Source organism: Sphingomonas ginsenosidimutans, from assembly GCF_002374835.1.
GTDB classification, from domain to species: Bacteria; Pseudomonadota; Alphaproteobacteria; order Sphingomonadales; family Sphingomonadaceae; genus Sphingomonas; species Sphingomonas ginsenosidimutans.
The window spans coordinates 142,578-157,354 of record NZ_NWVD01000002.1; the positions used below are offsets into that span (position 1 = coordinate 142,578).

The 14,777-nt window shown below is 70.4% G+C and carries 14 protein-coding genes; 8 read left to right on the plus strand and 6 right to left on the minus strand.

Going from position 1 to position 14,777, the window contains the following annotated elements; genetic code table 11:
• Positions 1-217 precede the first annotated feature (217 nt).
• Positions 218-1,048 carry a DUF6454 family protein gene (locus COA17_RS06290; RefSeq protein WP_141397037.1) on the plus strand — a complete coding sequence of 277 codons (831 nt, stop codon included), beginning with the start codon at positions 218-220 and terminating at the stop codon, positions 1,046-1,048.
• Positions 1,049-1,236: 188 nt separating this feature from the next.
• Here the strand turns inward: COA17_RS06290 and COA17_RS06295 are convergent, their stop codons facing one another.
• Entirely contained in the window at positions 1,237-2,430 is a 1,194-nt protein-coding gene (locus COA17_RS06295; RefSeq protein ID WP_096611041.1) for a penicillin-binding protein activator, read from the minus strand.
• On the opposite strand from COA17_RS06295, the gene rsmI reads away from it, so the two are divergent.
• The 4 genes from rsmI (at position 2,429) to COA17_RS06315 (ending at position 5,780) form a co-directional block, all read left to right on the plus strand.
• The gene (gene rsmI, locus COA17_RS06300; RefSeq protein ID WP_096611043.1) at positions 2,429-3,271 is read left to right on the plus strand and encodes a 16S rRNA (cytidine(1402)-2'-O)-methyltransferase; all 843 of its coding nucleotides are present in this window, start codon (positions 2,429-2,431) and stop codon (positions 3,269-3,271) included. The two genes, COA17_RS06295 and rsmI, sit on opposite strands and share 2 nt — an antisense overlap.
• 334 nt (positions 3,272-3,605) lie before the next feature.
• The gene (locus COA17_RS06305) at positions 3,606-3,986 is read left to right on the plus strand and encodes a YraN family protein (protein ID WP_096611045.1); all 381 of its coding nucleotides are present in this window, start codon (positions 3,606-3,608) and stop codon (positions 3,984-3,986) included.
• A 32-nt stretch (positions 3,987-4,018) separates the two neighbouring features.
• A complete protein-coding gene (gene gshB / locus COA17_RS06310; RefSeq protein WP_096611047.1) occupies positions 4,019-4,984 on the plus strand; it encodes a glutathione synthase in 966 nt (321 codons plus the stop codon).
• A 193-nt stretch (positions 4,985-5,177) separates the two neighbouring features.
• A complete protein-coding gene (locus tag COA17_RS06315; RefSeq protein ID WP_066491242.1) occupies positions 5,178-5,780 on the plus strand; it encodes a DedA family protein in 603 nt (200 codons plus the stop codon).
• Here the strand turns inward: COA17_RS06315 and COA17_RS06320 are convergent.
• The gene (locus tag COA17_RS06320) at positions 5,777-6,658 is read right to left on the minus strand and encodes a tyrosine-type recombinase/integrase (protein WP_096611616.1); all 882 of its coding nucleotides are present in this window, start codon (positions 6,656-6,658) and stop codon (positions 5,777-5,779) included. The two genes, COA17_RS06315 and COA17_RS06320, sit on opposite strands and share 4 nt — an antisense overlap.
• A gap of 105 nt (positions 6,659-6,763) precedes the next feature.
• On the opposite strand from COA17_RS06320, the gene COA17_RS06325 reads away from it, so the two are divergent.
• The 3 genes from COA17_RS06325 (at position 6,764) to map (ending at position 11,257) form a co-directional block, all read left to right on the plus strand.
• Positions 6,764-8,230 (plus strand): diguanylate cyclase domain-containing protein, encoded by a 1,467-nt coding sequence (locus tag COA17_RS06325; RefSeq protein ID WP_096611049.1) that lies wholly within the window; start codon positions 6,764-6,766, stop codon positions 8,228-8,230.
• 62 nt (positions 8,231-8,292) lie between these two features.
• Positions 8,293-10,464 carry a primosomal protein N' gene (locus COA17_RS06330; RefSeq protein ID WP_096611051.1) on the plus strand — a complete coding sequence of 724 codons (2,172 nt, stop codon included), beginning with the start codon at positions 8,293-8,295 and terminating at the stop codon, positions 10,462-10,464.
• 25 nt (positions 10,465-10,489) lie between these two features.
• Entirely contained in the window at positions 10,490-11,257 is a 768-nt protein-coding gene (map, locus tag COA17_RS06335; RefSeq protein ID WP_096611053.1) for a type I methionyl aminopeptidase, read from the plus strand.
• A gap of 108 nt (positions 11,258-11,365) precedes the next feature.
• Here map and COA17_RS06340 read toward each other — a convergent pair whose 3' ends face one another.
• From COA17_RS06340 to COA17_RS06355, 4 genes are read right to left on the minus strand one after another with little or no spacing between them, the layout of a single operon-like run.
• Entirely contained in the window at positions 11,366-11,617 is a 252-nt protein-coding gene (locus COA17_RS06340; RefSeq protein ID WP_066491255.1) for an ATP synthase F1 subunit epsilon, read from the minus strand.
• Between the two features lie 52 nt (positions 11,618-11,669).
• The gene (atpD, locus tag COA17_RS06345) at positions 11,670-13,148 is read right to left on the minus strand and encodes a F0F1 ATP synthase subunit beta (RefSeq protein ID WP_066491260.1); all 1,479 of its coding nucleotides are present in this window, start codon (positions 13,146-13,148) and stop codon (positions 11,670-11,672) included.
• Positions 13,148-13,786, minus strand: coding sequence for a hypothetical protein (locus tag COA17_RS06350; protein ID WP_096611055.1), 639 nt, complete (start codon positions 13,784-13,786; stop codon positions 13,148-13,150). Before COA17_RS06350 ends, atpD begins: the two co-directional genes overlap by 1 nt.
• Positions 13,783-14,661 (minus strand): F0F1 ATP synthase subunit gamma, encoded by an 879-nt coding sequence (locus tag COA17_RS06355; protein ID WP_096611057.1) that lies wholly within the window; start codon positions 14,659-14,661, stop codon positions 13,783-13,785. The genes COA17_RS06350 and COA17_RS06355 overlap by 4 nt, the downstream gene beginning before the upstream one ends.
• Positions 14,662-14,777: the final 116 nt, after the last annotated feature.

Below are 14,777 nucleotides of genomic sequence, written 5' to 3' on the forward strand. Positions count from 1 at the left end.
TCCGCCTGCCGGGCGAACCCGCGCGCCCTTCGACAGGACTCGGCGCGCGAGTGGTTCAGCGATGTCGCGGCGCCGGGTAGCGATGCGGCGCGGCGCGGTCAACCGCCGCTCTCATCAAACCGCCCGCTCTCATCAAACCGAAACGCAAATCCCATCGTGCTGACATATCCCCGTGTCAGGCGCGCGGCGACACCAACGGTGATGGAGCCGTTCGCGCATGTTCCGCCAGTCCCGCTCACCTCGAACGCCCCGCCGCCCCGGCCTACTCGCGCTGCTGGTCGTGTTCGCCGCACTCTCGGCGGCGCGCGCACCCGCCCGCCCGGACGACGCGATCGAGGGGACGCGGCTGATCGGCACGCTGCCGCTGGATGGCGAGCTGTTCCATGTCCAGGGACTGGAGATCGACGGCCCGCGGCTGTGGGTCACCTCGGTCGACCGGCGCAGCCGCCGCGGCTATCTGCATGAATTCGATCGCGCGACCGGGCGATTCCTGCGCCGGATCGAGCTGACCGACGGCGTGCGCTACCACCCCGGCGGCATCTCGCGCAGCGGGGACTCGCTGTGGGTACCGGTTGCGGAAATGCGCCCGGACAGCTCGTCGGTGCTGCTGGAGATCGATGCCGGGACGCTCCACGTCCGCCGCCGCATCCGCGTCGCCGACCATATCGGCTGCATCGCCGCCGCCCCCGGCCGGCTGGTCGCAGGCAATTGGGACAGCCGGCTGCTCTACGTCATTGATCCCGACGATCCGCGCCACCTGCGCGCCGTCCCCAACCCGTCGCGCACCCATTATCAGGACATGAAGTTCGAGGGCGGCCACCTGGTCGCCGGGGGCAACACCAATTGGTGGAGCGGCACCGTCGACTGGCTCGACTGGCCGACGATGACGGTCCGGCGCACGCTGCGCGCCGGCGCGATCGGCCCAATCCGCCCGTTCGGCCGCGGCGGGCCGTACACGGGCGAAGGCATGGCGATCGACGGCCGCGACCTCTACGTCGTCCCCGAAGATGGCCCAAGCCGTGTCTTCCGCTTCCGCCTCACGGTCTGAGCGGCCAAAGGAGATTTGCTCGCGCTGAGACGCAGAGACGCGGAGAGGATCGCGCCGCAGGCGATCACACCCGTCACGCAAACGGCATGGAAAGGCGCGCTACCGCGCCCTGATCGCCCTCTCTCTGCGGCTCTGCGCCTTTGCGCGAAAACCCTCTTCGCGTCTTCGCGTGACCCCGCTCCGCCCCGTTACTTCCCGAATCCGGTCGGCGCCGGAGACACGGTGACGGTAGCCCCGCCGCGGATTTCCTTCACCTCCAGCGCGCGCTCGGCCACGCCGTCGCGGCCGAAGCGGAACGCGCCGTCGATCCCGGCGAACCCGTCCGAATCGCGCAGCCGCGCCTCGGGGAAGGGCGTGCCCGCGCGCCAGTCGCGCGCGATCCGCACCACCAGCAGCACCGAGTCATACCCCAGGCTCGACAGCCGGTACGGCGCGGTGCCGAACCGCGCGCGGTAATTGCGCGCATATTGGCGGTACAGATTGTCGGGCACGCTGGCGAACCACGCGCCGTTCAGCGCGCTGGCCGACGCGACATTATTGTCCGAATTCCACAATTCGGTGCCCAGCACCTGCGTCGACGGGCTGGCACGGCGCAGCAGCGGCACCGCCGCGGCCGCCGCGGGCACGCTGTCCGCGATCAGCACCGCACCGAACGGCGCGTCCTTGGCCATGCGCTGCACCGCCGCGCCCACCGCGCCGCGGTCATAGGTCTGGAGCGAGACGACGCGCCCGCCGGCATCCTCCACCGCGCGCAGGAACGCGGTCGACGCCCGGCTGCCGTACAGCGCATTGGGCACCAGCCCGCCGAAATTGCTGATCCCCTTGCCGCTGGCATAGGCGACGACACGCTCGATCGCCTGTGCCGGGGCATAGCCCAGCAGGTAGGCGCCATTGCCCGCGACGCTGACGTCGTTGGAGAAGGACAATACCGGCACCCCGGCGGCGCGCGCGATCGGCGCCACCGCGCGCACGTCCTCGGCCAGCAACGGCCCCAGGATCAGTTGCGCACCGTCCGCGATCGCGCGCCGTGCCGCCTGCGCCGCGCCGGGCGCGGTGTCGTAATTGGTGATGCGCACCTGCTGGTTGCGGGTGTCGAGCAGCGCCAGCTGCGTCGCATTGGCCAGGCTCTTGCCCACCCCGGCATTGCCGCCCGACAGCGGGACCAGCAACGCCACGCGGTTGCGCGCGACATCCTGCGGCAGGCCCTGCACCACTTCGGGGTTGGTCGGCCGCGGCGCCTGCGCGCCGGTCTGCGGCCGCCCCGGCTCCATCGGCGCGCGGGGCACGACCGTGGAACAGGCGGAAAGCAGTATCGCGCCCATGAACGCGACGAATCGCGAAAGTGCTCTGGACCGTTGCGGCCAGGTGATCGCCTCTGCCATGACACCCCTCGTGAACTCGTTGACGCCTGGGCTGTATATCGTCGCCACCCCGATCGGCAATCTCGGTGATCTGTCACCGCGTGCGGCCGAGGTCTTGAGCCAAGCCGCTGTGATCGCGGTGGAAGACACGCGCGTGACCGCCGGGCTGCTCCGCCATATCGGGGTCAAGCGGCCGATGACCCCCTATCACGATCACAATGCCGCGCACGTCCGCCCGCAACTGATCGCGCGCATGGGCACCGAGGCGGTGGCGCTGGTCAGCGACGCGGGCACGCCGCTGATCTCCGATCCCGGTTTCAAGCTGGTGCGCGAGGCGCGCGCGGCTGGCCATGCGGTGGTGACGATCCCCGGCCCGTGCGCCGCGGTCGCCGCGCTGACGCTGGCCGGGCTGCCGACCGACCGTTTCCTGTTCATGGGCTTCCTGCCGTCGAAGGAACAGGCGCGCGCGGAGACGATCGCGGAGGTCGCGGCGATCCGCGCCACCCTGGTCTTCTACGAATCGGGTCCGCGCCTCGCCGCCTGCCTCGCCGCGCTCGCCGCCGGGCTGGGCGACCGCGAGGCGGCGGTCACGCGCGAGATCACCAAGAAGTTCGAGGAAGCCGTCACCGGCACGCTCTCGTCGCTCGCCGCACGCTACGCCGATGCGCCGCCGAAGGGCGAGATCGTCGTCGTCGTCGCGCCCCCCGATCCCCCCGCCCCCGCCAGCGCCGCCGACGCCGACGCCGCTCTGGCCGAGGCGCTCACCCGCCTCCCCGCGTCCAAGGCCGCCGGGGAAGTCGCCAAGGCACTCGGCCTCGACCGCAAGGCGCTCTACGCCCGCGCGCTGGAGATGAAGGGGTAGCTTGCAGGAGCGTCGCCCCAGCGAAGGCAGGGGCCTGCCCCCCATCGACCGACCGCCCGCGGCACGAGATCCCAGCGTTCGCTGGGATGACGCCGCCTCAACGGCGCCTGCACCGCAGGCACTTCGCAGAAAAGCGCGCGGTCGCGAAAGGCGCACCACCGGGCCCCGACCGCAACCCCCTCCGCGCCTCCGCGTCTTCGCGTGCCCCCCCTGTCCTACGCCCGCCCCCTCTGCCACACCCGAAAGGCTCTTTCTCACCACCGGCCCCAACCGCGCGCGCACATCGCCAGCGTCTCAACATTGACAACATTCGCGCCCCCGCCATCGTGCCCCGATGCGTCCCGCCCGTCCCCGCCCCGCCGCCGCCCGCATCGCCGCCGAGGCGGCCGGGCGGCGCGGAGAGCGGATCGCGGCGTGGTGGCTGCGGCTGAAGGGCTGGTCGATCCTCGACCGCCGCGTCCGCACCCCCGCCGGGGAGGTCGACCTGATCGCCAAGCGCGGCGCGCTAATCGCCTTCGTCGAGGTCAAGAGCCGCGCCACCGCCGCCGAGCTGGATCATGCGATCGACCATCGCCGCCTCGCCCGCGTCGCCGCCGCGGCGGAGGTACTGATGCCGCGCTACGCCACCGCGGGGGAGGATATCCGCGTCGACGTCATCCTCCTCGCCCCGCGCACCCCGCCGCGCCATATCGAGAATGCGTGGATCGGCTACTGACAGCGCCGCCCCGCCCGCCTACATCCCCGCGCATGACCCGGAAGCTCACCGTCGCCGTCCAGATGGACCCACTCGCCACGATCAACATCGCAGGCGATTCGACCTTCGCGCTGATGCTGTCGGCGCAGGCACGCGGGCACCGGCTGTTCCACTACACCGCGGAGGATCTCAACTGGTCCGACGGCCGGTTGTGGACCCGCGCGCATCCGGTCACCGTCCAGCGCGTCGTCGGCGACCATTTCCGCTTCGGCGATCCGGTCAGCCTCGATCTGGGGGCGGAGGCGGACGTGGTGCTGATGCGGCAGGATCCACCCTTCGACCTGGGCTATATCACCGCCACGCACCTCTTGGAGCGGATCGCCGACCGGACTTTGGTGGTCAACGATCCCGCCAGCGTGCGCAACGCCCCCGAAAAGGTCTTCGTCCTCGACTATGCGCATTTCATGCCGCCGACGCTGGTGACGCGGTCGCTGGAGGAGGCGCGCGCGTTCCTGAAGCAGCATGGCGCGATCGTGGTGAAGCCGCTGCACGGCAATGGCGGCAAGGCGATCTTCCGCGTCGGTTCGGAGGGTGAGAACCTGTCCGCGCTGATCGAGGTGTTCAACCAGACGTGGCGCGAACCGCATATGGTGCAGGCGTTCCTGCCCGACGTGGCGAAGGGCGACAAGCGCATCGTGCTGGTCGACGGCGAGGTCGCCGGCGCGATCAACCGCCTGCCGGGCGAGGGCGAGATCCGCAGCAACCTGGCGGTCGGCGGATCGGCGGAAAAGACCGAGCTGACCGACCGCGAACGCGCGATCTGCGCCGAACTGGGTCCGGAGCTGAAGCGCCGCGGGCTGATCTTCGTCGGCATCGACGTGATCGGCGGGGAATGGCTGACCGAGATCAACGTCACCTCCCCTACCGGCATCGTCGCGATCGAGCGGTTCGACGGCACCGACGTCGCCGGCCTCATCTGGGACGCGATCGACCGCAGGCTGGCGGAACGCGCCGTCTGACCGGCGGTTGGGGCCGGATGACGGGCGCTTCACGTTCCTTCCCCACCCCGTTCGTGCCGAGGAGGCATCGAGCGAAGCCGAGATGCCGTCTCGAAGCACAGCCACGGCGCATACCCTTCGAGACGGGGCTTCGACAGGTTCAGCCCCTCCTCGGGGCGAACGGCGGAGGAAGCCCGTCGCCCCGCTGGCGCCCATGACCGACTTCATCATCAACTGGATCGTCTGGGGCGGCTATATCGGCATCTTCCTGCTGATGGCGCTGGAAAACGTCGTGCCGCCGATCCCGTCGGAGGTCATCATGGGGCTGGGCGGGATCGCGGTAGCGCGCGGTGAGATGGAGATGCTGCCGCTGCTGCTGTGGGGAACCGCCGGCACCACCGCCGGCAATGTGTTCTGGTACGAGATCGGGCGGCGGCTCGGCTATGCGCGCTTCCGCCCGTTCGTCGAGCGGCACGGCCGCTGGCTGACGCTGGAATGGGACGATGTCGAGCGGGTACGCACCTTCTTCCACCGCCACGGCGGCTGGGTGATCTTCGTGTTCCGCTTCATGCCGACGTTCCGCACGCTCATCTCGCTGCCCGCCGGGATGGCGGGGATGCGGCTGTGGCCGTTCCTGGCGACGACCTTCGCCGGCAGCATTATCTGGAACGGGGTGCTGGCGGGCGCGGGCTATGTCCTGGGCAGCCGCTATGCCGATCTCGACCGTTATGTCGGCCCCGCCGGGATCGCGCTGACGGTGCTGGCGATCGGCTACTACTTCTACCGCGTCGTCACCTGGCAACCGCGCGGAGACTAGGCGCGCGGATGCGCCGCGCGATAGACGTCCAGCAGATGCGCCGCGTCCACTGCCGTATAGACCTGCGTCGAGCTGAGGCTGGCATGGCCGAGCAACTCCTGCAACGCGCGCAGGTCGGCGCCGCGGCCCAGCAGATGGGTCGCGAAACTGTGGCGTAGCGCATGCGGGGTCGTGCGTTCGGACAGGCCCAGCCGCGCTCGCGCCGCGCGCACCTTCACCCGCACCACCCCGGGGGACAGCGGCCCCCCGCGCACCCCGCGGAACAGCGATGCGTCGGGGGCGACCGGCCAGGGCGTGCGTGCGGCATAATCGGCGATTGCGTCGCGCACCGCCGGCAGCAGCGGCACGATCCGCGTCTTGGCACGCTTGCCCGTTACCGCGATCGTCTCGCCCAGTGGCAGTACCGCGCCGGTCAGCGCCAGCGCCTCGCCGATGCGCAGCCCCGCACCGTACAGCAGCAGCAGGAGCGCCCAGTCGCGCGCCGCCACCCATGGCTCGTCGCTCTCGACCGCGACCTCCTGCGCCAGCGCGACCGCCTCCGCCGGGGCGACCGGGCGCGGCACCCCCGCCTTGACGCGCGGCCCGCGCAGCACCGGCGCGCTGCCCGCCCCGTTCGCCCAGTCCAGGAACGCGCGCACCGCCGACAGCTCGCGCGCGGCGGAACTGTTGCCCAGCCCGCCGCGCCGCCGCGCCGCCAGATAGGCGCGCAGGTCCGCGGCGGTCACATCCGCCAGCGCCGCGCGCTCCACCGGCCCGCCCCAATGCCCGGACAGGAACGCCAGCAACCGTTCGGCCGTCGCGCGATACGCCCGCACCGTATGTTCCGACCGCCGCCGGTCGCGCGCGAGGTGGATGCTCCACTGAAGCGCCAGCGGCATCGCTGGCGGCAGGGGCGCGCCGGCGTCCGCGCGATCGGCATCCTGCGTCATAATCCTCCGGGCCCTGGGACGGAATGTTAACGCCAACCGGTACAGGATCGCGCGATGGATAGCACGCCTGCGGACTCACGCGATCACGACATCGACCGCGAGGAGCGGCGGCTGGCCGCGCTCCATTCGCTCGAACTGCTCGGCGCCGCACCCGAACAGGCGTTCGATGCGCTGGTCGCGCTCGCGGCCCGGATGCTCGACTGCCCGATCGCGCTGCTCAACCTCGTCGATCGCGACCGTTTATGGGTCGCCGCCGGGACGGTCGCCGGCCCGCGCGAGTTCCGCCGCGACGTGGCGATGTGCGACCGCACGATCCGGGGGCAGGGACCGGTGGTCATCGACGACCTGTCGCAGGACGGCGTCTATCGCGACAGCCCGCTGGTCACCGATGCCGGCTATCGCTTTTACGCCGGGACACCGCTGCACCTGCGCGACGATGCCGGGGTACGCCAGCCGATCGGGACGCTGTGCGTGATCGATTCGGTCTGCCACCGGATCAGCCCCGCCGCGCGGGAGGCGCTGGCGCATCTGGCGACGCTGGCGGAGGCGCTGCTGGAGGGCCGCCGAACCGCCTTGCGCGCGATCGAGTTCGCGAAGGAGAGCGAGCGGCTGCTGCGCGACCTTGCGCGCAAAGATCGCATCTTCCGCAATGTGGAACGGATCGCGTCGATCGGATCGTGGCATCTGTCGCTGATCGACGACCGGATACATTGGTCGGACAACACCTATACGCTGCACGGCCTGCCGCTGGGACAGCAGCCGGCCCGTGAACATTCGTTCGACTTCTACCCACCGCAGGATCGCGACCAGGTGCGCCGCACCTTGCAGCGCACGCTGTGCGACGGCTCCCCGTTCGATATCGAAAGCGACTTCATCACCGCGCGCGGCCACCGTCGCCGCGTCCGCTCGATGGGGGAAGCGGAGATCGTGGACGGGCGCGTCACCGGGGTGATCGGCGTGTTCCAGGACGTCACCGTGCGCCACGAACTGGAGACGCGGCTGCGTCGCCTCGCCAGCACCGACGCGCTCACCGGCCTTGCGAATCGCGCGTCGTTCGACGCGACGCTGGAACAGGCGATGGCATTGGCGCACGGGAAGGACGGCGTCGCCCTGATGCTGGTGCTGATCGACCTGGACGGGTTCAAGGCGATCAACGACACGCTGGGCCATGATGCCGGCGACGAGGTGCTGCGGATGACCGGCGCCGCACTGTCGCAGCCGTGGCTGCGTGGCAGCCTGGCCGCGCGCATCGGCGGCGACGAATTCGCGCTGATCGTCGACGATCCGGCGCTGCTCGCCGACCCGGAGGCGCTGCGCCTGCGGATCGACGACGCGCTACGCATCCCGGTCGGCTCCGCCGGACTGACGATGATCAGCGGCGGATCGGTGGGGATCGCGGTGTTCGATACCGAATTCGGCTCGCCGCGCGATTTCGTCCGCCGCGCCGACGCGCTGCTCTACGCCGCCAAGCACCGCCGCCGCGACCGCCGCCATCTGCGCATCCGCTCTGACGCCGCCTGACGCGGACCGGGGCGCAGGCGGCGGGTTTTGCACCGCTCGCCGCGCTCCCATATGGGACGGCAATGTCTTCCCGCGCGCGCGTCCTGGTCCTCAATTCGGCGCTCGGCCCGCTCGACTATCGCGTGCCGCACGGCATGGTGGTGGAGCCGGGGTCGATCGTCGTCGCCCCGCTGGGGCCGCGCCAGCTGACCGGCGTCGCGTGGGAGGCGGAGCGGATGCCCTCCGATGCGGAGGTCGGCGACAATCGCCTGCGCAACCTGCTGGCGGTCGCCGACGTGCCGCCGCTGCGCGCGCCGCTGCGCCGGCTGATCGAATGGACCGCCGATTACTATCTCGCGCCGCCTGCCGCGGTGGTCCGCATGGCGCTGTCGTCGAATGCCGCGCTGGAAGGATCGCGCACCGCCACCGAATATCGTGCCACCGGCCACGTCCCCGATCGCCTCACCCCGCAGCGCGCGCAGGCGCTGGAGCGGATCGGCGAGCGGCAGGGGCTGATCCGCGAGCTGGCGACGATCGCGGAGGTCAGCGACGCCGTGATCCGCGGGCTGGTGAAGGCCGGCGCGATCGAGGCGGTGGAGGTCGATATCGACAGCCCCTTTCCCGTCCCCGACCCCGATCACGCCCCCCCGCAGCTGTCCGACGATCAGCGCGCCGCCGCAGACACCTTGTCCGCCGGGGTCGCTGCCGCCGCCTTCGCGCCGACGCTGCTCGACGGCGTGACCGGATCGGGCAAGACCGAGGTCTATTTCGAGGCGGTCGCCACCGCGCTGCGCAGTCGCCGGCAGGTGCTGGTGATGCTGCCCGAAATCGCGCTGACCGAACCGTTCCTGAAGCGGTTCCACGACCGTTTCGGGTGCGAGCCGGTGGCGTGGCATTCCGGCCTGCGCTCCACCCAGCGCCGCCGCGCGTGGCGCGCCATCGCCGGCGGGGAGGCGCGCGTCACCGTCGGCGCGCGCTCCGCGCTGTTCCTGCCCTATGCCGACCTGGGCCTGATCGTCATCGACGAGGCGCACGAAACCAGCTTCAAGCAGGAGGATGGGGTCCATTACCATGCGCGCGACGTCGCGGTGATGCGCGCCAAGTTCGAACGCTGCCCGGTGATCCTGGCCAGCGCGACGCCCGCGATCGAAACCCGTCATCAGGTCGCGCTCGGCCATTATGCCGAGGTGAAGCTCCCCGGCCGCTACGGTGCGGCGCAATTGCCGACGATCGCGGCGATCGACCTGATCGCCGAACCGCCCGAGCGCGGCCGCTGGATCAGCCCGCGGCTGGTCACCGCGCTGGGCGAGACGCTGGAGCGCGGCGAACAGTCGTTGCTGTTCCTCAACCGTCGCGGCTATGCCCCGCTCACCCTGTGTCGCACCTGCGGGCATCGCTTCCAATGCCCGAACTGCACCGCCTGGATGGTCGAACACCGACTGACCCGCCGGCTCGCCTGCCATCATTGCGGGCATGTCGAGCCGGTCCCGCGGCTGTGCCCGGAATGCCAGAACGAGGATACGTTGGTCGCCTGCGGCCCCGGCGTGGAGCGGATCGCGGACGAGGTCGCGGCGCTCTTCCCCGAGGCGCGCACCGCGGTGGTGACGTCGGACACAATCTGGTCGCCCGCCCGCGCCGCCGACTTCGTCGCGCGGATGGAGGAAGGCGCGATCGACATCGTCGTCGGTACGCAATTGGTGACCAAGGGCTATCATTTCCCCAACCTGACATTGGTCGGCGTGATCGACGCCGATCTGGGGCTGGACGGCGGCGACCTGCGCGCCGCGGAACGCACCTTCCAGCAGATCCGCCAGGTATCGGGGCGCGCGGGCCGCGGGGCCAAGCCGGGCCATGTCTTCATCCAGACGCACAGCCCCAGGGCCGCGGTGATGCAGGCGCTGGTCACCGGCGACGCCGACGCCTTCTACGCTGCCGAGACCGAGGCGCGCCGCGATGCCGACGCGCCGCCGTTCGGCCGTTACGCCGCGATCATCGTGTCTAGCGAGGATCAGCCCGCGGCGCTGGAAACCGCCCGCGCGGTCGGGCGCAGCGCCCCGCGCGTCGAGGGCATGGAGGTGTACGGCCCCGCCCCCGCGCCGCTGGCGATGCTGCGCGGGCGCCACCGCTACCGCCTGCTGGTCCACGCCCGCCGCGCGCTGGACGTGCAGGACGTGATCCGCGACTGGCTGGGCGCGCTCGACTGGCCCGCCAAGGTCCGCGTCGCGGTCGACGTCGACCCCTACAGCTTCCTGTGACATCGTGCAGAAGGTAACCCAACCCATGGTCAAGACGCCCGACGAACTGGCGCTGATGCGCATCTCCGGGCGGCTGCTGGCGCAGGTGTTCGAGATGCTCGACACGATCGACCTGGCCGGGCGCTCGACGCTGGAGGTCAACGATCTGGTCGAACGCTTCATCACCGACGATCTCGCCGCCCGCCCCGCCAGCAAGGGGCAGTACGGCTTCGCCTATGTCCTCAATTCGTCGATCAACAACGTCGTCTGCCACGGCGTCCCCGATGCCGGCGTCGTCATCCGCGACGGCGATATCGTGAATCTCGACATCACGCTGGAAAAGAACGGGTTCATCGCCGATTCCAGCAAGACCTATGTCGTCGGCGCCGCCCCGCCCGCCGCGCGGCGGCTGGTGCGCGTCACGCAGGAGGCGTTGTGGAAGGGGATCGCGCAGGTGCGGCCCGGCGCGCGGCTGGGCGACATCGGCTTCGCGATCGAGCGCCATGCGAAGAAGAACGGCTATTCGGTGGTCCGCGACTATTGCGGCCACGGCATCGGCCGCGACATGCACGAGGAGCCGCAGGTGCTGCACTTCGGCCGCGCGGGCACCGGCGTCGAACTGCGCGAGGGGATGACCTTCACGATCGAGCCGATGCTCAACCAGGGCACCCGCCGCGTGGTGGGGGAAGATGACGGTTGGACCGTCGTCACCGCCGACGGGAAGCTGTCCGCGCAGTTCGAACACACCGTCGCGGTCACCGCGCGCGGGGTGGAGGTACTGACCCTGCGCACCGGCGAACGCGCCGGGGCCTGAGCGGTCGGATCGCGGGACGGCGGCGGGCGCCGGTCGCCGCCCCCCGACAGCGAAACGGGCGCCCCGCACCGCGGGACGCCCGTCATCGATCCCGTCCGGGACGCCGCGTCAGCCGGCGTGTTCGGCCAGCACGGTAAGCCCGCGCGCATTGACCTCGGCGAAGCCGCCGCGGATCGCGATCGTCTCGGGCGCGCCGCCTTGCGTCTTCTGCACCAGCACGTCGCCGTCGCGGATCGTCGACATGAACGGCGCATGGCCTTCCAGCACCGCGAAATCGCCGTCGGCACCCGGCACGGTGACCATATAGACCTCGTCCGAGCGGACCAGGCGTTCGGGAGTGACCAGTTCGAAGTGCAGCATATCTCTACCTCAACAGCCCCTCCCGGCAAGGGAGGGGCTTCACGCGAAAGGCTTACGCCTCCTGCGCCATCTTCTCGGCCTTGGCGACGGCTTCGTCGATCCCGCCGACCATGTAGAAGGCGCTTTCCGGCAGGTGATCGTATTCGCCGTTCACCACCGCCTTGAAGCTGCGAATCGTGTCCTCGATCTGCACGAACTTGCCCGCGATGCCGGTGAACACCTCGGCGACGTGGAACGGCTGCGACAGAAAGCGCTGGATCTTGCGCGCGCGCTGGACGGTCAGCTTGTCCTCCTCGGACAGCTCGTCCATGCCCAGGATGGCGATGATGTCCTGCAGTGCCTTGTACTTCTGCAGGATCGCCTGGACCGCACGCGCGGTTTCATAGTGATCCTGGCCGACGATGCGCGGCTCCAGCACGCGGCTGGTCGAGTCGAGCGGATCGACCGCCGGGTAGATGCCCAGCTCGGAAATCGCGCGGTTCAGCACGGTCGTCGCGTCAAGGTGCGCGAACGACGTCGCCGGCGCCGGGTCGGTCAGGTCGTCCGCGGGGACGTACACCGCCTGCACCGAGGTGATCGACCCCTTGTTGGTGGAGGTGATGCGCTCCTGCAACGCGCCCATGTCGGTCGACAGCGTCGGCTGGTAACCCACCGCCGACGGGATGCGGCCCAGCAGCGCCGACACTTCCGCGCCCGCCTGCGTGAAGCGGAAGATGTTGTCGACGAAGAACAGCACGTCCTGCCCTTCCTGGTCGCGGAAATATTCCGCGATGGCGAGGCCCGACAGCGCGACGCGCGCACGCGCCCCCGGCGGCTCGTTCATCTGGCCATAGACGAGCGCGACCTTCGACCCCTCGCTGATCGCCTTGCCGTCGGCGTCCTTGGCGATGACGCCCGCGTCGAGGAATTCGTGGTACAGGTCGTTACCCTCGCGGGTCCGCTCACCCACGCCCGCGAACACCGACGTGCCGCCATGGCCCTTGGCGATGTTGTTGATCAGTTCCTGGATCAGCACGGTCTTGCCGACGCCCGCGCCGCCGAACAGGCCGATCTTGCCGCCCTTGGCGTAGGGCGCGAGCAGGTCGATGACCTTGATGCCCGTCACCAGGATCGCGCTTTCGGTCGACTGGTCGACGAATTCCGGCGCCTTGGCGTGGATCGGCGCGCGCAGGTCGGTGGCGATCGGGCCGCGCTCGTCGATCGGCTCGCCGACGACGTTCATGATGCGGCCCAGCGTCGCGGGGCCGACCGGCATCTGGATCTGCGCGCCGGTGTCGGTGACGGTCTGGCCGCGGGTCAGCCCCTCGGTCGAATCCATCGCGATCGTGCGGACGGTGTTCTCGCCCAGATGCTGCGCCACCTCGAGCACCAGCCGCTGGCCGTTATTCTCGGTCTCCAGCGCCGACAGGATCGCGGGCAGTTGGGTGCCGAACTGCACGTCGACGACGGCGCCGATCACCTGCGCGATACGGCCCACATTGTTGCTGCCCGAGCCGGTGGCCGGACGGATGTCTTCAGCGGCGGTTGCCATCACATGCTTCCTTGGTTCGTCTGCCCCGATATAGACGCGGAGCGGGTGAAGGTCACGGCCGTCAGCCGCTCCTTGGGGGTGGTGGTACGGGTAACGCGATAATCCGCGCCGCCCTTCAGCTGGCCGGACAGCGGCTTCTGCCCATGGATCGCCTTGGTGACGGTGTCGCCGCCGGTCACGCCCAACTGCGCCAGCGCCTGCGCGATCCACTGTTCGAACTGGTCGCGCGCCTGCTGGTCGTTCGACGCGGCCGGTTCGTGCAGCGTGAAGGCCAGCGTGTCGATCCGCGCGCGCGTGCCGCTGGCGACGAAATCAGCGACGACGACGTCACGCGCCGACGGATCGGTCAGCGGCGTCGGTACCGCACGCGACTCCCATGTTGCGCCCGCCTGACGATAGGCGCCGGGGCGCAGGCCGATCCGACCGAACAGATCGATCGCGGTCGCCGGAGTGGTGAACACGCCCGCCCAGCTGCCGCCGGCCAGCTTCGGCCCGTCCCAGGTCGCCGATGCGGTCGGCGCGGGCGCGAGCGCATTGCCCGTCACGGCATTGGCGCGCGCGTCATCGCCCGCGCCGGACGGCGAACAGCCCGCCGCGGTGATCGCGATCGCCAGGCCGGACAGGGCGCGTCGGATCACAGCGCCTCCGCGCCCGAGATGATCTCGACCAGCTCGGTCGTGATCGCCGCCTGGCGGGCACGGTTGTACTGGATGCTCAGCCGCTTGATCATGTCGCCGGCGTTGCGCGTGGCATTGTCCATCGCGGTCATCCGGCTGCCCTGTTCCGACGCGGCATTTTCCAGCAGAGCGCGGAAGATCTGGATCGCCACGTTGCGCGGCAGCAGGTCCGCCAGGATCGCTTCCTCGCTCGGCTCATAGGCGACGGTCGCGTCGCCGCTGTTGGCCAGCTTCGGCGCGGCGCTCGCGGGGATCGCCACCGGGATGATCTGCTGCGCGACCGGCTCCTGCACCAGCGCCGACTGGAAGCGGGCGTAGAACAGGTGCGCGACGTCGAACTCGCCCGCCTCGAACCGCGCGATCAGGTCGTCGGCGATCGCCTTGGCATGGTCGAACCCGGCGACCTTCATCTCCGACAGGTCGCGGTCCACCGCGATCCCCTTGGGATAGAAGCGGCGCAGCACGCGGCCCTTCTTGCCCGCCAGATAGAAGACGACGGTCTTGCCCGCGGCCTCCAGCTCCTCGGCCTTGCGGCGCGCGGCGCGCACGATGTTGGTGTTGAACGCACCCGCCAGCCCGCGCTCGGACGTGGCGACGACCAGCATGTGGACCTGGTCCTTGCCCGTCCCCGCCATCAGCGGCGATGCGCCGACGCCGACGTTCTTCGCCAGGCTGGCGACCACCGCCTCCAGCCGCTCGGCATAGGGGCGCCCGGCGACCGCCGCTTCCTGCGCGCGGCGCAGCTTGGCGGCGGCGACCATCTTCATCGCCTTGGTGATCTTCTGCGTCGACTTCACCGAGCCGATGCGGATCTTGAGGGCTTTCAGTGACGCCATGCTCTTCTTCTTGCTCCCTCTCCCCTCCGGGGAGAGGGTTGGGGTGAGGGGTTGTCACGAGCGGTGCCGCGTGGGGCGGCCCCTCTCCCAACCCTCTCCCCGGCGGGGAGAGGGCC